Source organism: Streptomyces shinuiensis (assembly GCF_043660855.1).
Classification (GTDB): Bacteria; Actinomycetota; Actinomycetes; order Streptomycetales; family Streptomycetaceae; genus Streptomyces.
The window spans coordinates 4,583,622-4,604,788 of sequence record NZ_JBIHML010000001.1; the positions used below are offsets into that span (position 1 = coordinate 4,583,622).

General features: G+C 73.2%; 20 protein-coding genes. 13 read left to right on the forward strand and 7 right to left on the reverse strand.

All coding sequences use genetic code 11. The features are described 5' to 3' along the window. Nucleotides 1-10 precede the first annotated feature (10 nt). From ACGRHY_RS20725 to ACGRHY_RS20735, 3 genes are all read right to left on the reverse strand, one after another. Complete coding sequence (locus ACGRHY_RS20725; RefSeq protein WP_394636819.1) at nucleotides 11-1,669, reverse strand: alkaline phosphatase D family protein; 1,659 nt, start codon at nucleotides 1,667-1,669, stop codon at nucleotides 11-13. A gap of 241 nt (nucleotides 1,670-1,910) precedes the next feature. Beyond that, complete coding sequence (locus ACGRHY_RS20730) at nucleotides 1,911-2,702, reverse strand: thioredoxin domain-containing protein (protein ID WP_394636820.1); 792 nt, start codon at nucleotides 2,700-2,702, stop codon at nucleotides 1,911-1,913. Between the two features lie 47 nt (nucleotides 2,703-2,749). Then, complete coding sequence (locus ACGRHY_RS20735; protein ID WP_394636821.1) at nucleotides 2,750-3,442, reverse strand: hypothetical protein; 693 nt, start codon at nucleotides 3,440-3,442, stop codon at nucleotides 2,750-2,752. Between the two features lie 220 nt (nucleotides 3,443-3,662). Between ACGRHY_RS20735 and dnaE the strand changes: the two genes are divergently transcribed. After that, nucleotides 3,663-7,205, forward strand: coding sequence for a DNA polymerase III subunit alpha (gene dnaE, locus ACGRHY_RS20740; RefSeq protein WP_394636822.1), 3,543 nt, complete (start codon nucleotides 3,663-3,665; stop codon nucleotides 7,203-7,205). A 147-nt stretch (nucleotides 7,206-7,352) separates the two neighbouring features. On the opposite strand, the gene ACGRHY_RS20745 is transcribed toward dnaE, so the two are convergent. Then, nucleotides 7,353-7,526, reverse strand: coding sequence for a hypothetical protein (locus tag ACGRHY_RS20745; protein ID WP_394636823.1), 174 nt, complete (start codon nucleotides 7,524-7,526; stop codon nucleotides 7,353-7,355). Nucleotides 7,527-7,834: 308 nt separating this feature from the next. On the opposite strand from ACGRHY_RS20745, the gene ACGRHY_RS20750 reads away from it, so the two are divergent. From ACGRHY_RS20750 to ACGRHY_RS20765, 4 genes are all read left to right on the forward strand, one after another. Beyond that, nucleotides 7,835-9,202, forward strand: a complete 1,368-nt coding sequence (locus ACGRHY_RS20750) for an NYN domain-containing protein (RefSeq protein ID WP_394636824.1) — start codon at nucleotides 7,835-7,837, stop codon at nucleotides 9,200-9,202. A gap of 30 nt (nucleotides 9,203-9,232) precedes the next feature. Continuing rightward, a complete protein-coding gene (locus tag ACGRHY_RS20755) occupies nucleotides 9,233-10,270 on the forward strand; it encodes an ABC transporter ATP-binding protein (RefSeq protein ID WP_394636825.1) in 1,038 nt (345 codons plus the stop codon). Next, nucleotides 10,267-11,133 (forward strand): ABC transporter permease, encoded by an 867-nt coding sequence (locus ACGRHY_RS20760; RefSeq protein ID WP_394636826.1) that lies wholly within the window; start codon nucleotides 10,267-10,269, stop codon nucleotides 11,131-11,133. Before ACGRHY_RS20755 ends, ACGRHY_RS20760 begins: the two co-directional genes overlap by 4 nt. Nucleotides 11,134-11,212: 79 nt before the next feature. Further along, the gene (locus ACGRHY_RS20765; protein WP_394636827.1) at nucleotides 11,213-11,890 is read left to right on the forward strand and encodes a hypothetical protein; all 678 of its coding nucleotides are present in this window, start codon (nucleotides 11,213-11,215) and stop codon (nucleotides 11,888-11,890) included. Between the two features lie 73 nt (nucleotides 11,891-11,963). On the opposite strand, the gene ybaK is transcribed toward ACGRHY_RS20765, so the two are convergent. The 3 genes from ybaK to ACGRHY_RS20780 all read right to left on the reverse strand — a co-directional run bounded on the left by ybaK (nucleotide 11,964) and on the right by ACGRHY_RS20780 (nucleotide 15,025). Next, on the reverse strand, nucleotides 11,964-12,467 hold the full coding sequence (gene ybaK / locus ACGRHY_RS20770) for a Cys-tRNA(Pro) deacylase (protein ID WP_394636828.1): 504 nt from the start codon (nucleotides 12,465-12,467) through the stop codon (nucleotides 11,964-11,966). Nucleotides 12,468-12,542: 75 nt separating this feature from the next. Further along, entirely contained in the window at nucleotides 12,543-13,325 is a 783-nt protein-coding gene (locus tag ACGRHY_RS20775) for an LON peptidase substrate-binding domain-containing protein (protein ID WP_394636829.1), read from the reverse strand. A gap of 80 nt (nucleotides 13,326-13,405) precedes the next feature. Then, nucleotides 13,406-15,025, reverse strand: a complete 1,620-nt coding sequence (locus ACGRHY_RS20780) for an oxidoreductase (protein WP_394636830.1) — start codon at nucleotides 15,023-15,025, stop codon at nucleotides 13,406-13,408. Nucleotides 15,026-15,199: 174 nt separating this feature from the next. Here ACGRHY_RS20780 and hisD point away from each other — a divergent pair, with 174 nt between their 5' ends. From hisD to hisF, 8 genes are all read left to right on the forward strand, one after another. Then, the gene (gene hisD, locus ACGRHY_RS20785) at nucleotides 15,200-16,534 is read left to right on the forward strand and encodes a histidinol dehydrogenase (protein WP_394636831.1); all 1,335 of its coding nucleotides are present in this window, start codon (nucleotides 15,200-15,202) and stop codon (nucleotides 16,532-16,534) included. Continuing rightward, the gene (locus ACGRHY_RS20790; protein WP_394636832.1) at nucleotides 16,531-17,646 is read left to right on the forward strand and encodes a histidinol-phosphate transaminase; all 1,116 of its coding nucleotides are present in this window, start codon (nucleotides 16,531-16,533) and stop codon (nucleotides 17,644-17,646) included. Before hisD ends, ACGRHY_RS20790 begins: the two co-directional genes overlap by 4 nt. Beyond that, nucleotides 17,643-18,233, forward strand: coding sequence for an imidazoleglycerol-phosphate dehydratase HisB (hisB, locus tag ACGRHY_RS20795; protein WP_394636833.1), 591 nt, complete (start codon nucleotides 17,643-17,645; stop codon nucleotides 18,231-18,233). Before ACGRHY_RS20790 ends, hisB begins: the two co-directional genes overlap by 4 nt. 103 nt (nucleotides 18,234-18,336) lie before the next feature. Next, nucleotides 18,337-18,501: a hypothetical protein gene (locus ACGRHY_RS20800; protein ID WP_394636834.1), complete on the forward strand. Its 165-nt coding sequence runs from the start codon at nucleotides 18,337-18,339 to the stop codon at nucleotides 18,499-18,501. Further along, nucleotides 18,498-19,139: an imidazole glycerol phosphate synthase subunit HisH gene (gene hisH / locus ACGRHY_RS20805; RefSeq protein ID WP_394636835.1), complete on the forward strand. Its 642-nt coding sequence runs from the start codon at nucleotides 18,498-18,500 to the stop codon at nucleotides 19,137-19,139. Before ACGRHY_RS20800 ends, hisH begins: the two co-directional genes overlap by 4 nt. 47 nt (nucleotides 19,140-19,186) lie before the next feature. Next, nucleotides 19,187-19,918: a bifunctional 1-(5-phosphoribosyl)-5-((5-phosphoribosylamino)methylideneamino)imidazole-4-carboxamide isomerase/phosphoribosylanthranilate isomerase PriA gene (gene priA / locus ACGRHY_RS20810; protein ID WP_394636836.1), complete on the forward strand. Its 732-nt coding sequence runs from the start codon at nucleotides 19,187-19,189 to the stop codon at nucleotides 19,916-19,918. Continuing rightward, nucleotides 19,915-20,376, forward strand: a complete 462-nt coding sequence (locus ACGRHY_RS20815; protein WP_394636837.1) for a RidA family protein — start codon at nucleotides 19,915-19,917, stop codon at nucleotides 20,374-20,376. The genes priA and ACGRHY_RS20815 overlap by 4 nt, the downstream gene beginning before the upstream one ends. After that, nucleotides 20,377-21,147, forward strand: a complete 771-nt coding sequence (hisF, locus tag ACGRHY_RS20820; RefSeq protein ID WP_394636838.1) for an imidazole glycerol phosphate synthase subunit HisF — start codon at nucleotides 20,377-20,379, stop codon at nucleotides 21,145-21,147. Nucleotides 21,148-21,167: the final 20 nt, after the last annotated feature.

Consider the following 21,167-nt stretch of genomic DNA (forward strand, 5'->3'; position numbering starts at 1 on the left):
GCGGGGAGTCTCAGCGCACGGGGTCCTCCGCGCGCTCCACCCGCTGCGTGCCCGAGCGGGTCCGGTAGGAGCGCACACGGGCGGCGGACGCCCGCGGATCGGTCTTGTCCGACAGCGCGTAGTAGTCCATCTGGGTACGCTCGGCGTCCACGTCGAGGACGCCGTAGCCGTGCGAGTCCATGTCGAGCCACCTGGTGTGCCGGTTGGCGGCGCGTATGGCGGTCTCCGCGACGGAGGAGACGGTGTGCGGCGGCACCTTCAGGATGTCGTCGATGTTGTCGGAGGTGACGGAGGCGACCACGAACTCCGTGGCGACCGGCCGCTGGAGCGGATAGGTCGCGGCCCGGACGGGGACGTCGTTGGCGAAGGCCATGTGGATGTCGCCGGTGAGGAAGACGGTGTTGCCGATGCCGTGGTCGCGCAGGTGCGTCAGCAGCTCGCGGCGGTCGTCGGTGTAGCCGTCCCACTGGTCGACGTTGACGGCCAGACCCTCGCGGGGCACGCCGAGCAGCTCGGCCAGCGGCCCGAGCAGGTACGCCGGCACGGAGCCGAAGGCCATCGGGGAGATCATCACCGAGGTGCCCACCAGATGCCACCGGGCGCCGGAGGAGGCCAGGGAGGACTTCAGCCAGTCCAGCTGCGCGCGGCCGGTGATGGTGCGGTCGGGGTCGTCCACGTCGCCGCTGCCGATGCCCGCCTGGCGGTCGCGGAAGGACCGCAGGTCGAGCAGGTGGAGGTCGGCGAGGTCGCCGAAGCGCAGCCGCCGGTAGACGGTGCCCTCGGTGGAGGGGCGGACCGGCATCCACTCGAAGTACGCCCGGCGCGCGGCTGCGGCCCGCGCCGCCCAGTCGCCCTCCGCGCCGGGAGTGTGGTTCTCCGCGCCGCCGGACCAGGCGTCGTTGGCCGTCTCGTGGTCGTCCCAGATCGCGATCACCGGATGCGCGGCGTGCAGCGCCCGGAGGTCCGGATCGCCCTTGTAGTGGGCGTGGCGCTGCCGGTAGTCGGCCAGGGTGAGCGTCTCGTGGACGGGACGCGTCTCGCGGGCGACCCCGTCCTTGAGCGGGTATTCGCCCTTTCCGTACTCGTAGATGTAGTCGCCCAGGTGGAGGACGGCATCGAGGTCGGCACGGTCGGCGAGGTGGCGGTAGGCGGAGAAGAAGCCGCTCTCGTAGTGGGAGCAGGAGACCACCCCGAAACGGACGCGGTCCGCGGCCGTGCCGTCGGCGGGCGCGGTGCGGGTGCGGCCGGCGGGGGAGAGGACGCCCCCGGCCGAGAAGCGGTAGTGGTACCCGGTGGCCGGGCGCAGCCCGCGCACATCGGCCTTGACGGTGTGGTCGGCCTCCGCGCTGGCGGTGGTACGGCCGGAGGCGACGACACGGGTGAAGGCGCGGTCCTCGGCGACCTCCCAGGAGACCTCCACGGGCGCGCCCAGCCCGGAGCCGGGGGTCGCGTCGGGGGTGGGGGTGACCCGGGTCCACAGCAGGACGCCGTCGGGCAGCGGGTCGCCGGAGGCGACTCCGTGGGCGAAGGCCGGGCCCGCCGCGGCCCGGGCGCGCTGCGGGGTGCCCAGCGGCAGCAGCGTGGCGCCGGCGGCGGTCGCGGCGGTGGCCGCGACGACCGTGCGCCGCGTGGGGGCAGGGGTGTGGGATGCGGTGTGGGTGTCGGTCACGGCCGCAGATGCTACGTGCCGGTAGAGCTACGGGACAGGGCGCCGGAAAGTGTTCGCCCACCCGTCGAACGGTGTTGTCCTGAAAGCGCTGTGAGCCGGACCGCGCAGGATCGCACCGCACCCGGCCGCACCGCGCCGGACGGGACCGGCCCGCCGGTACGCCGCGGAGGACGGGTACCGGCGGGCCGGTGCGGCACGGCGCCGGCGGCACCGGGACCGGTGCCGCCGGGCTGTCGGCCGGTCACTTGACGCCGAGCTTCTCCAGTTCGGCGGGCAGCGTGCTGACCTCGACGTCCTTGCCGTCGATCCGGACGGTCGGGGTGCCCTGGACGCCGGCCTCGTTGAAGCTGTCGATCATCTCGAGCGCCCACTTGTCGTAGGTGCCCTTCTCGACGGCCGCCTCGAACTCCTTGTTGTCCTTGAGCGCGTCGACGTCCTCGGCGACCTTCAGCAGGTAGTCGTTGTCGGCGAACTTGTCCTGGTTCTCCGGCGGGTGGTGCTCGGCCGAGTACAGCAGGGAGTGGTACTCGCTGAACGCCTCGGTGCTCACGTCGAGCGCGGCGCCCAGGGCGCTGGCGGCGTTCTTGGAGCCGTCGCCGCCGAAGTTGCCGTCGATGATGCTGCCGAGGTGGATCTGCAGCTTGTACTTGCCGTCCTCCGCGCCCTTCTTGACCGTCTCGCCGAGGGCCTGCTCGAAGTTGGCACAGGCGGGGCAGCGCATGTCCTCGTACACGTCGATCGTCTTCTTGGCGTCCTTGTCGCCGATGAGGACGATCGTGCCGTTCTTCCCGGCGGAGTTGGCCGGCTTCACCAGCTTCTTGTCCGCCGCGTCGGCCCAGGACTTCTCGCTGCCGCCGTCGTCCATGTTGGCGACGGCGAAGCCGACGCCGCCCGCGACCGCGAGGATCGCCAGCACCGAGCCGCCGACGATCGCCTGGCGGCGCAGCTTGTCCTTCCTGGCCTGCTTCTCCCGTTCGGCCCGCAGCCGCTCGCGGGCGGCGCGCTTGGCTTCCTGGCTGTTGCGCTTGCTCATGGGTGTGTTCTCCGTGTCCGGTGCGTGACTGGTGGGGAAGGCGGTGCTCAGGCGGCGAGGGCCGCGGAGCACGGAGGTCCGCGCCGTACGACGGAGTGGGTCAGCAGGGGGAGCGCGCGGCGCGCGCGGGTGCGGTGGGCGGGGCGGAGCAGGCGGCCGGGTGCGCCGCCGGCGGCGCACCGGGCGCCTGCGGCCAGCAGCAGCGGCCGGAAGACGGCCGCCGCGGCGGCGCGCAGCAGCCGGGCGAGTGCCGCGTCGCCCCGGTGCAGCCACGCGGCCGCCGTCAGGCCGACGGCCACGTGCGCGGCCAGCAGCAGCCACGGGGCGGCCGGGTGGGCGGCCACGGACAGCGGGGACGTGCCGGAGGCGGTCACCCGCGCCAGCGGCGTACCGAAGTCGCCGCCCGCGCACAGCAGGTCCAGGCCGACCGCGCGCAGCGGTCCGGCCACCGGGCCGCCGGCCTGCCCGTAGCAGGCGTGCTGGCCGGTGGTGAAGACGGTGTCGGCGGCCAGTTCCAGCGGGACCAGCAGCGCGGCGATCGCCCCGAAGCCCCGCCGGCGTCCGGCGAAGGCGAAGGCGATCGCGAACACCGCCGCGCCGACCGCCAGGAGCGGCGGGTACGGCACGGGGTTCGCCGAGAGCAGCACATGGGCGCCCGCGGACAGCACGAGGCACACCGCGGTGAAGACCGCGGCGCGCACCGCCCGGATGCCTGTGTCGGGAAAGCCGATCCTGCCCATCGCAGCCGAGTGTGCCACGGGCGCCGCTAAGAAGTGCCTAAAGAGCGGGTGCGGGGTGAGGATCGCAACACGACCGATGCCCGCGGCCGGGGGTGTGAGCGGTGTGACCTGTGTGGCACCGGAGATCCCGCGCCGGGCGGCGGCTCCCCGTCGGCCCCGGGACGTAGACTTCGAAGCCGTCCGGAACTGCCGCAAGCCCGCTCGTTGGAGGTCCTCCGCCGTGGCCAAACCGCCGTTCACACACCTGCACGTACACACGCAGTACTCACTGCTGGACGGTGCGGCGCGGCTGAAGGACATGTTCGAGGCGTGTCAGGAGATGGGCATGACGCACATCGCCATGACCGACCACGGCAACCTCCACGGGGCCTACGACTTCTTCCAGCACGCCACCAAGGCCGGCGTCACGCCGATCATCGGCATCGAGGCGTACGTCGCCCCGCAGTCGCGGCGGTACAAGCGGCGCGTCCAGTGGGGCCAGCCCCACCAGAAGCGCGACGACGTCTCCGGCTCCGGCGGCTACACCCACAAGACGATCTGGGCCTCGAACAGGGCCGGCCTGCACAACCTCTTCCGGCTCTCCTCGGACGCCTACATGGAGGGCTTCTTCGTCAAGTGGCCCAGGAGCGACCGGGAGATGATCGCCGAGTTCTCCGAGGGCCTGATCGCCTCCACCGGCTGCCCCTCGGGCGAGGTGCAGACCAGGCTGCGGCTCGGCCAGTTCGACGAGGCGCTCAAGGCCGCCTCCGACTACCAGGACATCTTCGGCAGGGGCCGCTACTTCCTGGAGCTGATGGACCACGGCATCGAGATCGAGCGCCGGGTCCGCGACGGGCTGCTGGAGATCGGGAAGAAGCTGGGCATCCCCCCGCTGGTCACCAACGACAGCCACTACACCTACTCCCACGAGTCCGAGGCGCACGACGCGCTGCTGTGCATCCAGACCGGCAAGAACCTCTCCGACCCCGACCGCTTCCGGTTCGACGGCTCGGGCTACTACCTGAAGTCCACGGAGGAGATGTACGCCATCGACTCCTCCGACGCCTGGCAGGAGGGCTGCCGCAACACCCTCCTGGTCGCCGAGCAGATCGACACCGCCGGATGGTTCGAGAAGCGGGACCTGATGCCCCGCTTCCCCGTCCCGGAGGGCCACACCGAGGAGTCCTGGTTCCGCGAGGAGGTCCGCCGCGGCATGGCCCGCCGGTACCACGGCGACGTCCCCGAGGACCGGCAGAAGCAGGCCGACTACGAGATGGACGTCATCGTCCAGATGGGCTTCCCCGGCTACTTCCTGGTCGTCGCCGACTTCATCATGTGGGCCAAGAACAACGGCATCGCCGTCGGCCCCGGCCGCGGCTCCGCGGCCGGCTCGATCGTGGCGTACGCCATGGGCATCACCGACCTCGACCCGATCGAGCACGGGCTGATCTTCGAGCGGTTCCTCAACCCCGAGCGCGTCTCCATGCCCGACGTCGACATCGACTTCGACGAGCGCAGGCGCGGCGAGGTCATCCGCTACGTGACCGAGAAGTACGGTGCCGACAAGGTCGCCCAGATCGGCACCTACGGCACCATCAAGGCGAAGGCCGCGATCAAGGACTCCGCCCGCGTGCTGGGCTACCCGTACGCCATGGGCGACCGCATCACCAAGGCGATGCCCGCCGACGTCCTGGGCAAGGGCATCCCCCTGTCGGGCATCACCGACCCCAAGCACCCCCGCTACAACGAGGCGGGCGAGATCCGGGGGATGTACGAGAACGAGCCGGACGTGAAGAAGGTCATCGACGCCGCGCGCGGCATCGAGGGCCTGGTGCGGCAGATGGGCGTGCACGCCGCGGGCGTGATCATGTCGAGTGAGCCGCTGATCGACCACGTGCCGGTCTTCAGCCCCAAGAACGACGGCTCGGTGGTCACCCAGTGGGACTACCCCACCTGCGAGTCGCTCGGCCTGCTGAAGATGGACTTCCTGGGCCTGCGCAACCTCACGATCATGGACGACGCCGTCAAGCTGGTGAAGGCCAACAAGGGCATCGACATCACCCTGCTCGACCTCACGCTGGACGATCCCAAGACCTTCGAGCTGCTCCAGCGCGGCGACACCCTGGGTGTCTTCCAGTTCGACGGCGGTCCCATGCGCTCCCTGCTGCGCATGATGAAGCCCGACAACTTCGAGGACATCTCCGCGGTCTCGGCCCTGTACCGGCCCGGCCCGATGGGCATGAACTCCCACATCAACTACGCGCTGCGCAAGAACGGGCAGCAGGAGATCACCCCGATCCACCCGGAGCTGGAGGAGCCTCTCAAGGAGGTCCTCGACATCACCTACGGCCTGATCGTCTACCAGGAGCAGGTGCAGAAGGCCGCCCAGGTGCTCGCCGGGTACAGCCTCGGACAGGCCGACCTGCTGCGCCGGGCGATGGGCAAGAAGAAGAAGGAGGTCCTGGACGCCGAGTTCGTCAACTTCCAGAAGGGCGCCAGGGAGAAGGGCTACTCCGACGAGGCCGTCCAGGCCGTGTGGGACGTGCTGGTGCCCTTCGCCGGATACGCCTTCAACAAGGCGCACTCCTCGGCGTACGGACTGGTCTCCTACTGGACGGCCTACCTCAAGGCGAACTACCCGGCCGAGTACATGGCCGCCCTGCTGACCTCGGTCCGCGACGACAAGGACAAGTCGGCCGTCTACCTCAACGAGTGCCGCCGCATGGGCATCAAGGTGCTGCCGCCGGACGTCAACGAGTCCGAGGCGAACTTCACCCCGCGCGGCGACGACACGATCGTCTTCGGGCTGACCGCCGTGCGCAACGTCGGCCAGAACGTGGTGGACTCGATCGTCGCCTGCCGCAAGGCCAAGGGGAAGTACACCTCCTTCCCCGACTTCCTCGACAAGGTCGACGCCGTGGTGTGCAACAAGCGCACCGTCGAGTCGCTGATCAAGGCCGGCGCCTTCGACGAGCTGGGCCACGCCCGCAAGGGCCTGACCGCGCACTTCGAGACGATGATCGACAACGTGGTGCAGGTCAAGCGCAAGGAGGCCGAGGGGCAGTTCGACCTCTTCGGCGGGATGGGGGAGGAGTCCTCCGACAGCAGCCCCGGCTTCGGCATGGACGTGGAGTTCTCGCCGGAGGAGTGGGACAAGAGCTACCTGCTCGCCCAGGAGCGGGAGATGCTCGGCCTCTACGTCTCCGACCACCCGCTGTTCGGTCTGGAGCACGTGCTGTCCGACAAGACGGACGCGGCGATCTCCCAGCTCACCGGCGGCGACTTCTCCGACGGCTCGATCGTCACCATCGGCGGGATCATCTCCGGGCTCCAGCGGAAGATGACCAAGCAGGGCAACGCCTGGGCGATCGCCACCGTGGAGGATCTGGCGGGCTCGATCGACTGCATGTTCTTCCCCGCCACCTACCAGCTCGTCTCCACCCAGCTCGTGGAGGACGCGGTGGTCTTCGTCAAGGGACGCCTGGACAAGCGCGAGGACGTCCCCCGGCTGGTGGCCATGGAGCTGATGGTCCCCGACCTGTCGGAGGCCGCATCCGACGCGCCCGTCACCATCACCATCCCCACGGTCAAGGTCACCCCGCCGCTGGTGGAGAAGCTGGGGGAGGTGCTCACCCACCACCGCGGCTCCACCGAGGTGAGGGTCAGGCTCCAGGGCAGCCGCAAGACGACGGTGCTGCGCCTGGACCGGCACCGGGTCACCGCCGACCCCGCGCTCTTCGGCGACCTCAAGGCGCTGCTCGGCCCCTCCTGCCTGGCCGGCTGAGGCGGGGCCTGGCCGGGGCCGACGGGGGGCGGCGGTCCGGCCCGGCCGGAAGGCGCCCCGGCGCGGGCGTACGCACGACGGGGCGCCCCGGAAGGACCGGGGCGCCCCGTGCGGTGGCCGCCGCTGTGCCGTGCGCGGCGGCCGGTGTCAGTTGTGGCCGAAGCGCTTGCGGTGCTTGCGCGCCACGTCCGCGGGGGTGCCCTGCGCGGCCGGCTGCGTCCGCGCCATCCGCTCGGCTGTGGCCTTCGACTGCTCCTGCGTCTCCTCGGCGACGGTGTGCCCGCCGCGCCGCTCCCGATCGTCCTTCTTGCGCTTGCCCATGGTCGCCTCCTGTGCGGATCTCGGAACGATGGGCCGTGCCCAGCGTCGCACGCGTCCGCACAGCTCGCATGTCGGGCAATCGCCCTCGGTAGTCGCCCCTTCCGGCCCGAAGGAGCCTCCCGCACTGTGGACACCGGCCTCCCGCCACGCCGAAGATCGAGCCGGAACCTATAAGCCCTGTACGGTCGGGCAGACTCGAAACAGGCTCGAAGGAGCGGGGCCGGGTCGAACGCGCCGCGGCCGTGCGAGACGTCACCGGCCCCGGCGGCCGTACCGGTCGTGCCGGTCGTACCGAGAGTGGGTGGAGCGTGGACCGCTGCGTCGTCCTGGTGGACGCCGGGTATCTGCTGGGCGCCGCCGCGAGTCTCCTGGCGGGCGAGCCCGCGCGCTCCCGGATCACCGTGGACCACTCCGTGCTCATCCAGGGGCTGCGCGAGCGTGCCGAGCAGGACACCGGCTGCCGTCTGCTGCGCATCTACTGGTTCGACGGCGCCCCCGACCGGGTGCCCCAGCCCGAGCACCGGCGGCTGCGGGTGATGCCGCGCGTGACGGTGCGGCTGGGCGCCCTCACCCGCAGCGAGGGGCGGTGGGCGCAGAAGGGCGTGGACGCCGCCATGCACGCCGAGCTGACGGAGCTGGCCCGCAACCGCGCCTGCTCCGACATCGTGCTGGTCACCGGGGACGGCGACCTGCTCCCCGGCCTGATGTCCGCCAAGGAGCACGGCGTAGCCGTCCACCTGTGGGCGGTCCAGGCCGCCGACGGCGACTACAACCAGTCCGAGGACCTGGTCGCCGAGGCCGACGAGCGCCGCGTTCTGGACCGCGCCTGGATCACCCGCGCCGTACGGGCCAGGGACCTCACCGGCGTCTGCCCGCCCCAGCAGCCCGAGATCGCCGCCATCCTCTCCGCACCGCTGCCCGAACCCGCCCCCTCCGGCGGCGGGAACACCCCGGTCACCGCCCCCGGTGGTACGGGCGTCCCCGCGCCGGACACCGCGAGCACCCCGGAGGCCGCGGGCGCCGGGAACAGGACCGCTCCGGCTCCGGCCCCGGCCCCGGCCTCCGGCGGGAACGGCGTCGCGACCCCCGTCTCCGGGGAGTTCGGCGAGGAGGCGGCCCAGGAACCCGCGGGAGGGCTCGCGGGGAGGGAGGAACGGACCGACACCGGCCACGGCCGGGGCGTGCCCACCCCCAAGGACCTCGCCGGACTCGGCCGGCCCGCCGTGCACCCCCACAACGCCTCCCCCGCACCCGCCGGCGCCACCCTGCGCTGGTCCTCCGACAAGGGCTGGGTCGAACGGGGCGCCGCCCCCGAGTCCTCCGAGGCCGCCGCCCTGCCGATGCTGGCCCAGCTCACCTCCGCCGAGCAGCGGTGGGCCGACCGGGAGGAGGACATCACCACCGTCAGCGGCGACCCCTTCGAGGTCGGCCAGGTCTTCGCCCGCCGCTGGATCGAGCGGCTGGCGACCACCGCCCATCTGAGGACGCTGTCGGGGGAGTACCCCCGCATCCCGCACCGCATCGACGGCGAGCTGCTGCGCTACGCCGCCCGCTTCGGTCTGCTGGCTCACAAGGACGACCAGATCGACGAGCAGGACCGCTACGCGATCCGCGCGGGCTTCTGGCGCGAGGTCGACGCCCGCACCGCGGGCGAGCGCGCACCCGCCGCGGAGTGAGCCACCGCCGGGCGCGTACCCTCGTAGCTCGTGAGCACGGGCACTGGGCAGGCGGTGGGCGACGCGGTGGACAGCGTGGAGACGCCGGCGTCGGCCGCCGTACGCGTCCACGACCTGGTCAAGACCTACCCTGCCCGGCGCGGCCGCCGCGGCGCCCCCGCCACCCCCGCCGTACGGGCCAGCGACGGCGTCAGCCTGACCGTCCGGCACGGCGAGGTCTTCGGTCTGCTCGGCCCGAACGGCGCCGGGAAGACCACCCTGGTGCGGCAGCTCACCGGGCTGCTGCGCCCCGACTCCGGGCGCGTCGGCGTCCTCGGCCACGATCTGGTCCGCCATCCGCGGCGTGCCGCGCGGCTGCTGGCCTACCTCGGTCAGGAGTCCACCGCGCTGGACGAGCTGACCGTGGCACTGGCCGCCGAGACCACCGGGCGGCTGCGCGGCCTGGACGCGGCGGCCGCCCGGCGCGAGAGCGGTGAGGTACTGGAGGAACTGGGGCTCGGCGCGATCGCCGGGCGCCCCCTGAAGCGGCTCTCCGGCGGCCAGCGGCGGCTGGCCTGTGTGGCGGCGGCGCTGGTGGGGGAGCGTCCCCTGCTGGTGCTGGACGAGCCGACCGCCGGTATGGACCCCGTCGCGCGGCGCGCGGTGTGGGCGGCGGTCGACCGGCGGCGGGCCGAGCGCGGGGCCACGGTGATCCTGGTGACCCACAACGTCATCGAGGCCGAGCTGGTCCTGGACCGGGTCGCGGTGATGGACCGCGGCCGGGCGGTCGCCTGCGGCACCCCGGCCGGTCTGAAGGCCATGGTCGGCGAGGACGTACGGCTGGAGCTGGTGTGGCGCGACCGGCCGCCGCTGGAGGTCCCGGAGGTCGCCGCGCTGCGCCCGGACGCCGCGGAGACGGGCCGCCGGTGGACGCTGCGGCTGCCCCCCGAGGAGGCGCGCGCGGCGGTCGCCGCCGTCACCGGCGGTCCGGCGTTCGCCGCGCTGGACGACTTCACCCTCGCCACGCCGAGTCTGGAGGACGTCTACCTGGCTCTGGGAGGACACACGGAAGGTCTGGTGAAGTCGTGAGTACGGCCGTGGCGAGGACCCGGCGGGAGGCGGCCGAGGCCGCTGAGGCCAATGAGGCCACTGGGACCGAGCGAGCCGGCGGGGGGGCGGAAGAGGCGGGAGCCGCCCCGCTCGCTCCGGGCGCGAGGCTGTGGCCCGCCCTGGGCGCCGTCTACCGGGCGCAGCTCTCCCGGGCGCGGGTGGCCCGCATCCCGCTGCTGTTCGTGGCGACCTTCCAGTCGGTCGGGATCATGGTCCTGATGCGCGGGGTCGTCGACGGCGGCCCCGGGCAGGAGGCGCGGGCGGTGGTGGCCGGCTCCAGCGTGCTGGTGGTCGCCTTCGTCGCGCTCAACCTCCTCGCCCAGTACTTCGGCCAGCTGCGCGCCTCCGGGGGCCTGGACCACTACGCCACCCTGCCGGTGCCGCCCGCCGCGGTGGTGCTGGGCACGGCGGGCGCGTACGCCTCCTTCACGGTGCCCGGCACGGCGGTCACCGCGGTGGCCGGCTGTCTGCTCTACGGGCTTCCGCTGGACGGGCTGTGGCTCCTGGTGGCGGTGGTGCCGCTGGCCGGAGCGGCGCTCGCCGGACTCGGCGCGGCCCTCGGCCTGCTCGCGCCCCGCCAGGAACTCGCCACGCTCTGCGGACAGCTGGGCATGTCCGCGGCCCTGCTGCTGGGCGTGCTCCCGGCCGGAGGTCTGCCGGAACCCGTCCGGCTGCTGCGGGACCTGCTGCCCTCGACGTACGGGGTGGAGGCGCTGGCCGCCGTCCTCGGGCCCCGGCCGCACTGGGACAGGGTGGTCCTCGACCTGGGGGTGTGCGCCGCCGTCGGAGCCGCGGCACTGGCCGCCGCGACCTGGGCGTACCGGCGGGCCGCGGTGCGCTGACCGCCGCCGCCTCGGCCGGGTGATCGCCTTGTGCGGTACCGCCCGGCGGGCCGGGGGCCGGACCTGGCACGATGGCAGGGTGACCGCACCGACGCCTCCCTCCCCGAACCACGGTCCGTCCCGGTCGGACCCGTCCTACGACCCGTGGGGGAGCGCCCCGCGCGGCAAGGACCCCGGCGAGGGCGGGGGCGGTGGCGCCCCGGCCGGGCGGGAGGTCCTCGAAGCCGCGGTGGTGGCGGTGGCCGTGGCGGTCCTGGGAGTGGCGCTCGGGCTGCTGTGGCTGTGGCTGGCCCCCAGGGTCCCGCTGATCTCCGACGGCACGGCCGTCTACCTCAAGGACTCGGAGGGCGAGGAGACGGTCGGGGCCGACGGCACGTTCGTCCTGCTGGCCCTGGGCGTCGGCGCGCTGAGCGGGGCCACGGTCTTCCTCGCCCGGCGCCGCGGCGGCGCCGGCGTCGTGATCGGCCTGGCGGCCGGCGCGCTGGCCGGCTCGCTGCTGGCCTGGTGGCTGGGCGTACAGCTCGGCCCGGACCAGGACGTGGTCGCCCGGGCCAGGGTGGTGGGCGAGGGCAGGGTCTTCGACGCCCCGCTGGAGCTCCACGCCAAGGGGGCGCTGCTGGCGTGGCCGCTGGCCGCGTTGGGGGTCCACCTGGCGCTCACGTCCCTGTTCGGTCCCCGGGACCCCGAGCCGACGCACCCGCTCCACCCCGGGTGGGGGCCGCCGCCGGGCGGCGCGGAGGACCGGCCGGGGGCGTGAGGCCCCGGTGGCCGGTGCGCCGCCACGGTCACCGCTTCGGCCCCGCGGCCGGAGCGGTCGCCGGGCCGCCGGGCTACCGGGAGCGGGCGATCGGCGCCGTCACCGCGCCGGTGAGCTTCACCAGATCGGCGGGGGCCAGCTCGATCTCCAGCCCGCGGCGCCCGGCCGAGACGCAGACCGTCGCGTGCTCCTGGGCCGAGGCGTCCACCACCGCCGGCAGCGCCCTGCGCTGGCCCAGCGGGGAGATCCCGCCGCGCACATAGCCGGTGGCGCGCTCGGCCGCGGCCGGGTCCGCCATCGCGGCCCGCTTGCCGCCGGCCGCCGCAGCCAGCGCCTTGAGGTCCAGCGAGCCGGAGACGGGGACGACCGCCACGGTCAGCGTGCCGTCGACGTCCGCGACGAGCGTCTTGAACACCCGCTCCGGGTCGAGCCCGAGAGCCTCGGCGGCCTCCTCCCCGTAGGAGGGGGCGGCCGGGTCGTGCTCGTAGGAGTGGAGGGTGAAGTCCACGCCGGCCTTCGCGGCGGCCACCGTCGCCGGGGTGCCTCCGGAACCCGCCTTCTGCTTCTTCCTGGCCATGCTCGCCGTGCCTCGCGTCGGTCGGTGCTGGTGTGCGGTCGGTGTTCCCGGCGGCGCGCCGGTTTCCGGGCCGTGTCAGTTCGGGCTGGTCGGCACGCGGGTGAGGTCCGCCGCGGGAACGGACGGGAGCCTACCGATCAGCGCCGTCTCGCGCCTGAGGATCCTCAGCTCCTCGGCCAGCCGCGTGGCGGTGTCCGGAGCCTGCAGGAGCCGCTGCCTGGTCGGGGTGTCCAGGACGGTGGCGGCGGCCACCAGGTACGACACCACCGACGGCTCGTCCGGCAGCTCCTGGCCGCCGGCCAGGGTCCTCTCCCGTGCGCCGGCGAGCTGCTTCTGGTAGGCGCGGAAGGCCCGCAGCACGCCGGAGGCGAGCGCGCCCGCCCCCTCGCCGCCGTCCTCCGCCAGCTCCTCGACCTCGCCGACCAGGTACGGCCCCGAGGCGTCGACGGACAGCAGCCGGAAGCGCGTGGTGCCGGTGGCGAGCACCTCGTAGCCGTCCCCGCCGTCCCGCTCCCCGTCCCCGTCGGCCTCCTCGCCGTCACCGGAGCGCTCACGGATGGACGTGGCGTCGGCGACGCAGCCCACCGTGTGGAAGGCGCGCATCGGGTCGGGACCGAAACCCGCGGCCGGCCCGGCCGCGGCCCGTGCCGTCGGGTCCGGCATCCCGACCGCGGTGGGAGCGACCTCACGGCCGTCCCGGATGGCGACCACCCCGAAGCGGCGCGGTGCGTCCTCGGGGATCTCCTGCAGGTCGCGCATCAGGGCGCGGTACCGCTGCTCGAAGATGTTCAGCGGCAGCACCAGCCCCGGGAACAGCACGGTGTTGAGAGGGAAGATCGGTAGGCGAATGGTGGTCACAGCCGCAGCCTACGGCCTCCCCGCGGCGGGCACCCCCGTCACCCGCCACCCGCCCGCCGCGCGCACCCGCCGGGGCGCGCTCACTGGCGTCTCAGCAGCCGGGTGGCCCCGGCCGCGACCGTGGTGGCCAGTACCCAGCCGAGCATGATCAGGGCCGCGGCCGTCCACTGGTAGGCCCCCGCGGGCTTCCAGTGGCTGTCCTGGCCCAGGTTGATCACCGGCAGCAGCAGGTCCAGGACGTACAGCGGGGCGTTCCAGTGCGGCGACTCCCCGGGCTTGAGCGGGTCCGGCGGCCGCCGGGCGAACAGCACCGCGCCCGAGGCCCACAGCACCGCCATCCACAGGGCGGCCTGGCCCGGCCGGTAGCCGTAGGCGACCGTCCAGTCCTGCAGATAGCCCCACAGCTTGGCGGCCAGCGGCAGCGTCTCGCGGCGGCGGCGCTGCTTGGCCAGCAGCACCGCGCGCGCGTCCGCGTCCTCCCCGCTGTTGCGCATCACCGCCGCGAGCTGCTCGTACGGCTCCGGGGCGTACTCCGGTGTCGCCGTCTCCAGCCACCGCAGCCGCTGGGCGAGGGTGAACCGGCCGCGCGGGATCAGGTTCTGGTAGGTGAACCCGGCCATCCACAACCCCTCGTCCACCGGCCAGCTCTCCACCCTGTCCACCAGGTTGTCCACGGTCGCCCCGGCGAGCACCACCCGGCCGCCGCCCGGCCGCTCCGGCGTGAAGCACAGCTCCGGGGTCTGGACGCGGCGCAGCGACAGCTCCTGGTCGCGCTGGAGGCTGAAGCGGGCGTCGTCCAGCACCAGCGAGTCCCCGAACCTCCCGTCGTCCAGCTTCACCCCGCCGGTGCACTCGAAGCGCTTGACGCGCCGCACCATGTGGCTGTGCTCGTCCGGAGGCGGCCAGGAGGTGCCGCCCGGCGGGGTCGTGCCGTGGACGACCGGCAGCTGGCGCGGCCCGGAGGAGGTGAAGTGGGCGAAGTGCTCCACGGTCATCTGCGGCGCGTACAGCGCGTACTGTCCGTTGCCGCTGCGCAGGACGCTGCCGTACATGAACAGCGAGCCGCCGATCTCCGCACCGCGCAGGCTCACCTCCCCCTGGGCGAGTATCAGGCTGGCCTGGAGGTCCTGGGCGACCTGGATGCCGTCGGCGGACAGCGACCGCACACGCTCCCCGCGACCGACCGTCATCTCGTTGAGCATCAGGTCCGTGCCTATGGAGGCGTCGGTGAGCCGGACGCCACCGGGAATGGTGCAGCGCGGCAGGTGGAGATCGCCCTCGGTGCTCATCCGGGCGGCCTCCAGCCTGGGTATGTGGCAGTCGATCATGCGGGCGGTGACCAGCCGGCACTCGTGCAGCAGCACCTCCTGCTCGAAGCGGCACTGCCGGAACTCGAAGTACGGCTCGACCGTCCCGCCGGACAGGTCCAGCCGCCCCGTCACGTACACACCGGTCAGCTGCAAGGACGCGACACGCCCGAGCAGCGGCGGCGGACCGTGCAGCAGGAGCAGGGCGACGACGCGGGCCCGCACCGTCCGCTGCGGCCCCCACTCGTGGTCGCCGTTGGGATCGTCCAGCTCCGCCTCGCCCGAGCGCAGATCGTGCTCGCTGCCGTTGCGGAAGGCCTGCCACATGCCCCACTCCGCGGTGGTCAGCCGGAGCCCGGGCGGTGGATCCCCGTTGTTCGGAACCTCACTCACGACGTGTCCCCCAAGTCACAGACGGCACTGTGTGACGACCGCGACGCTATCGGTCAGCACTGACATCTGGATGCCCCCTCCAGGCTCACCCGTACCGCGTATCACGCACTGATACGGAGCGCCGGGCACCGGATCGCGTCTGAGACACTGGGACACGTGCTTCGATCCGTATCCATGACCCGACTCGACCTGCGCGGACGCGACCTCGCCGCCGCCGGGGTCGAGCGGGAGCTGCTGCCCCGAGCCGAACTCGACGTCGAGGCCGCCCTGGAGAAGGTGCGGCCGATCTGCGACGCGGTGCACCATCGCGGCACGGCCGCGGTGATCGAGTACAACGAGCGCTTCGACGGCGTGCGGCTGGAGCGCGTACGGGTCCCGGCCGAGGCACTGGACAAGGCGCTGGCCGAGCTCGACCCGGCGGTGCGGGCGGCGCTGGAGGAGTCCGTCCGCCGCGCCCGGATCGTCCACCGCGACCAGCGGCGCACCGACTCCACCGTCCGCGTCGTCCCCGGCGGTACCGTCACCGAGCGGTGGGTGCCGGTCGAGCGGGTGGGCCTGTACGTGCCCGGCGGCCGGGCCGTCTACCCGTCGTCCGTGGTGATGAACGTCGTGCCCGCGCAGGAGGCCGGGGTCGGCTCGCTGGCCGTCGCCTCGCCGCCGCGGAAAGGCGTCCCCGGACACTGGGCGGCGGGGCTGCCGCACCCCACGATCCTGGCCGCCTGCGCCCTGCTGGGCGTCGACGAGGTGTACGCCGCCGGCGGCGCACAGGCCGTCGCCATGTTCGCCTACGGCACCGAGGAGTGCGCGCCCGTCCAGCTGGTCACCGGCCCCGGCAACATCTGGGTCGCCGCCGCCAAGCGCCTGCTCAAGGGCCGCATCGGCATCGACTCCGAGGCCGGCCCCACCGAGATCGCCGTCCTCGCCGACGACACCGCCGACGCCCGCCACGTCGCCGCCGACCTGATCAGCCAGGCCGAGCACGACACCCTGGCCGCCGCCGTCCTGGTCACCCCGTCCGAGGCGCTGGCCGACGCCGTCGACTCCGAGCTGACCTCCCAGGTGGCCTCCGCCAAGCACGCCGGGCGCATCGCCGAGGCGCTGGCCGGACGGCAGTCCGGCACCATCCTGGTGGACGACCTGGACCAGGGACTGGCGGTGGTGGACGCCTACGCCGCCGAGCACCTGGAGATCCAGACCGAGAACGCCGCCGAGGTCGCCGCCCGGGTCCGCAACGCGGGCGCGGTCTTCGTCGGCCCCTGGGCCCCGGTCTCGCTGGGCGACTACTGCGCCGGCTCCAACCACGTGCTGCCCACCGGCGGCTGCGCCTGCCACTCCTCCGGACTTTCCGTGCAGTCCTTCCTGCGCGGCATCCACGTCGTGGACTACACCCGCGACGCGCTGGCCGACGTGGCCCACCACGTGGTCACCCTGGCGGAGGCCGAGGACCTGCCCGCGCACGGGGCGGCCCTCAAGGCGAGGTTCGACTGGAAGGTGCCCCAGGGGAAGTGACCGGCATCGACGACCTGCCCATCCGGGACGAACTGCGCGGCAAGTCCCCCTACGGGGCGCCGCAGCTGGACGTGCCCGTACGGCTGAACACCAACGAGAACCCCCACCCGCTGCCCGAGCCGCTGGTGGCCCGCATCGCCGAGCGCGTCGCAGGGGCCGCCCGCGAGCTCAACCGCTATCCCGACCGCGACGCGGTGGAGCTGCGCGGCGAGCTGGCCCGCTACCTCACCCGCACCGCCGGGCACGAGGTCACCGCGGAGAACGTCTGGGCCGCCAACGGCTCCAACGAGGTGCTCCAGCAGCTCCTCCAGGCGTTCGGCGGCCCGGGGCGCACCGCGATCGGCTTCGAGCCCTCCTACTCGATGCACGCCCTGATCGCCCGCGGCACCGGCACCGGCTGGATCTCCGGGCCGCGCAACGGCGATTTCACCATCGACGTGGAGGCGGCGAAGGCGGTCATCGCCGAGCGCCGCCCGCACGTGGTCTTCGTCTGCTCGCCCAACAACCCCACCGGCACGGCCGTCGACGCCGGGACCGTGCTGGCCCTGTACGACGCCGCCCAGGCCGCCCGGCCCGCCATGGTGATCGTCGACGAGGCGTACGGCGAGTTCAGCCACCGGCCCTCGCTGCTGCCGCTGATCGACGGCCGTCCGAACCTGGTGGTCTCGCGCACCATGTCCAAGGCGTTCGGCGCCGCCGGGCTGCGGCTGGGCTACCTCGCCGCCCACCCGGCCGTCGTCGACGCCGTACAGCTGGTTCGCCTGCCCTACCACCTGTCCGCCGTCACCCAGGCCACCGCGCTCGCCGCGCTGGAACACACCGACACCCTCCTCGGTTACGTCCGGCAGCTCAAGGGTGAGCGGGACCGGCTGGTGGCCGAGCTGCGGGCGATGGGCTGCGAGGTCACCGACTCCGACGCCAACTTCGTGCAGTTCGGGAACTTCGACGGCCCCGGGGGCGCCCACGCGGCGTGGCAGGCGCTGCTGGAGCGGGGTGTGCTGGTCCGGGACAACGGAGTGCCGGGCCGGCTGCGGGTCACCGCCGGCACCCCGGCCGAGAACGACGCGTTCCTCGACGCGGTACGCGCAGTACTGAAGGAGAACAACCGATGAGCCGTGTGGGTCGCGTCGAGCGCACCACCAAGGAGACCTCCGTCGTCGTCGAGATCGACCTCGACGGCACCGGGAAGGTCGACGTGTCGACCGGGGTCGGCTTCTACGACCACATGCTCGACCAGCTCGGCCGCCACGGGCTGTTCGACCTCACGGTCAAGACCGAGGGCGACCTGCACATCGACAGCCACCACACCATCGAGGACAGCTCGCTGGCGCTCGGCGCCGCCTTCCGGCAGGCGCTGGGCGACAAGCGCGGCATCGTCCGCTTCGGACACGCCTCGGTGCCGCTGGACGAGTCCCTCGCCCAGGTGACCGTGGACCTGTCGGGGCGGCCGTACCTGGTGCACAGCGAGCCGGAGAACATGGCGCCGATGATCGGCAGCTACGACACCACGATGACCCGGCACATCCTGGAGTCCTTCGTCGCCCAGGCGCAGATCGCCCTGCACGTCCACGTCCCCTACGGGCGCAACGCGCACCACATCGTGGAGTGCCAGTTCAAGGCGCTGGCCCGCGCGCTGCGCTACGCCGGCGAGATCGACCCGCGCCAGACGGGAATCCCCTCCACCAAGGGCGCGCTGTGAGCGCCGTACGCGCCGTGCGCGCCGTGCGCGTGGCCGCCGGGCGGCCGCCGGCCGTGATGCGCGCGCGGTGCCGCGCGGGCGGAGAGGTTCGGGGAGGAACGCTGTGAACGGTGTCTCCATTCTGCTGATCTTCGTGGGGCTCTTCCTGCTCGGCGGCGCCATCTCCTTCTGGAAGCAGCGGATGCCCAAAGGGGTCGTCGCCCTGCTCGGCGTCGGCGCCGCCCTGTCCCTGATCGCCGGAATCCTGCGCCTGGAGGTGTGGTCGTGACGGATAGGAAGAAGGTCGTCGTCTTCGACTACGGCTTCGGCAACGTGCGCTCGGCCGAGCGCGCCCTGGCCCGGGCCGGCGCGGAGGTGGAGATCACCGGCGACTACGGCACCGCGATGAACGCCGACGGGCTGCTCGTGCCCGGCGTCGGCGCCTTCGCCGCCTGCATGACGGGTCTGCGGAAGGCCCGCGGCGACTGGGTCGTCGAGCGCCGGCTCGCCGGCGGGCGCCCGGTGATGGGCATCTGCGTCGGCATGCAGATCCTGTTCGGCCGGGGCATCGAGCACGGCGTCGAGGCCGAGGGCCTGGACGAGTGGCCCGGCACGGTCGGCCCGCTCAAGGCGGACGTCGTACCGCACATGGGCTGGAACACCGTCGAGGCGCCCGAGGACTCCAGGCTGTTCGCGGGCCTGCCCGCCGACGCCCGCTACTACTTCGTGCACTCCTACGCCGTGCACGACTGGGAGCTTCGGACCACCAGCCCCGCCATGGCGGCCCCCGAGGTCACCTGGGCCACCCACGGCGAGCGGTTCGTCGCCGCCGTGGAGAACGGCCCGCTGTGGGCCACCCAGTTCCACCCCGAGAAGTCCGGCGACGCCGGTGCGCAGCTGCTGACCAACTGGATCAGCACCCTCTAGTTCCACCCGCCCAACACCGATCCCCAGGACCTTAGGACCGCCAGCTGATGAGCACCCACCGTCTCGAACTCCTCCCCGCCGTCGACGTCCGCGACGGACAGGCCGTCCGCCTCGTCCACGGCGAGTCCGGCACCGAGACCTCCTACGGCGACCCGCTGGAGGCCGCCCTGGCCTGGCAGCGGGCGGGGGCGCAGTGGCTGCACCTGGTGGACCTGGACGCCGCGTTCGGCACCGGTGACAACCGCGAGCGGATCGCCGAGGTCGTCCGCACCATGGACATCAGGGTCGAGCTCTCCGGCGGTATCCGCGACGACGCCTCCCTGGCCGCCGCGCTGGCCACCGGCTGCACCCGGGTGAACCTGGGCACCGCGGCCCTGGAGAGCCCCGAGTGGGTCGCCAAGGTGATCGCCGAGCACGGTGACAAGATCGCCGTCGGCCTCGACGTGCGCGGCACCACCCTGCGCGGGCGCGGCTGGACCCGCGACGGCGGCGACCTCTACGAGACGCTGGAGCGCCTGAACTCCGAGGGCTGCGCCCGCTACGTCGTCACCGACATCGCCAAGGACGGCACCCTCAAGGGCCCCAACCTCCAGCTGCTCAAGGACGTCTGCACCGCCACCGACCGCCCGGTCGTCGCCTCCGGCGGCGTCTCCTCCCTTGACGACCTGCGCGCGATCGCCACCCTGGTACCCGAGGGCGTCGAGGGAGCCATCGTGGGCAAGGCCCTCTACGCCGAGGCGTTCACCCTGGAAGAGGCCCTGGAGGCAGTGTCCCGATGACGGAACACGCGGCGGCGGGACGAGACAGCGACGCGGACGGGGAGTCGGGCGGTGACGGCCGGCGGCTCCGGCGCGTGCGGAGCGACAGCCCCTGGGAGGAGACCATCGGCTTCGCCCGGGCCGTCGAGATCGGCGACCGGATCCTCGTCGCGGGCACGATGCCCCTGGCCGACGGGGCGATCCAGGGCGAGGGCGACCCGTACGTCCAGGCCAGGACCGCCTTCGAGCGCGCCGTGGCGGCGCTGGAGCCGTTCGGTCTGGACGTCCGGTCCGTCGTGCGCACCCGCATGTACATAACCCACGCGCGCGACGTGGAGGACGTGGGCCGCGCCCACCGCGAGGTCTTCGGCTCCGTCCGCCCCGTCGCGACGCTCGTGGTCGTCTCCGGCTTCGTCGACTCGCGCGTACTGGTCGAGGTGGAGATCGAAGCCTTCCGCACCCCGAAGGAGCACGCCTAAGTGTCCCTGGCCGTACGAGTCATCCCCTGCCTGGACGTGGACGGCGGCCGGGTCGTCAAGGGGGTCAACTTCCAGAACCTGCGCGACGCCGGCGACCCGGTCGAGATGGCCAAGGTGTACGACGCGGAGGGCGCCGACGAGCTGACCTTCCTCGACATCACCGCCTCCTCCGGCGACCGCGAGACCACCTACGACGTGGTGCGCCGCACCGCCGAGCAGGTCTTCATCCCGCTGACGGTGGGCGGCGGCGTGCGCACCACCGGGGACGTGGACAAACTGCTGCGCGCGGGCGCCGACAAGGTGGGCGTCAACACCGCCGCCATCGCCCGCCCGGAGCTGATCCGGGAGATCGCCGAGCGCTTCGGCAGCCAGGTGCTGGTGCTGTCGGTGGACGCCCGCCGCTGCCCGGAGGGGACGGTGACGCCCTCCGGCTTCGAGGTCACCACGCACGGCGGCCGGCGCGGCACCGGTATCGACGCGGTCCGGTGGGCGCACCGGGCCGCCGAGCTGGGGGCCGGGGAGATCCTGCTCAACTCCATGGACGCCGACGGCACCAAGGACGGCTACGACATCGCCATGGTCGGCGCCGTCCGCAAGCACGTCACCATCCCCGTCATCGCCTCCGGCGGAGCGGGGAAGCTCGCCGACTTCGCCCCGGCGGTGGAGGCGGGCGCGGACGCGGTGCTGGCCGCGAGCGTCTTCCACTTCGGCGACCTGCGCATCGGACAGGTCAAGGACGCCCTGCGCGAGGCCGGCCACCCGGTGCGCTGACCCGTCGGCCCGGCCGCCGC

Coding starts and splice junctions, on each gene's coding strand:
- ACGRHY_RS20730 (WP_394636820.1), bottom strand. CDS start 2,702: ATGAGCAAGCGCAACAGCCAGGAAGCCAAGCGCGCCGCCCGCGAGCGG.
- ACGRHY_RS20735 (WP_394636821.1), bottom strand. CDS start 3,442: ATGGGCAGGATCGGCTTTCCCGACACAGGCATCCGGGCGGTGCGCGCC.
- ACGRHY_RS20745 (WP_394636823.1), bottom strand. CDS start 7,526: ATGGGCAAGCGCAAGAAGGACGATCGGGAGCGGCGCGGCGGGCACACC.
- ybaK (WP_394636828.1), bottom strand. CDS start 12,467: ATGGCCAGGAAGAAGCAGAAGGCGGGTTCCGGAGGCACCCCGGCGACG.
- hisD (WP_394636831.1), top strand. CDS start 15,200: ATGACCCGACTCGACCTGCGCGGACGCGACCTCGCCGCCGCCGGGGTC.
- hisB (WP_394636833.1), top strand. CDS start 17,643: ATGAGCCGTGTGGGTCGCGTCGAGCGCACCACCAAGGAGACCTCCGTC.
- priA (WP_394636836.1), top strand. CDS start 19,187: ATGAGCACCCACCGTCTCGAACTCCTCCCCGCCGTCGACGTCCGCGAC.
- ACGRHY_RS20815 (WP_394636837.1), top strand. CDS start 19,915: ATGACGGAACACGCGGCGGCGGGACGAGACAGCGACGCGGACGGGGAG.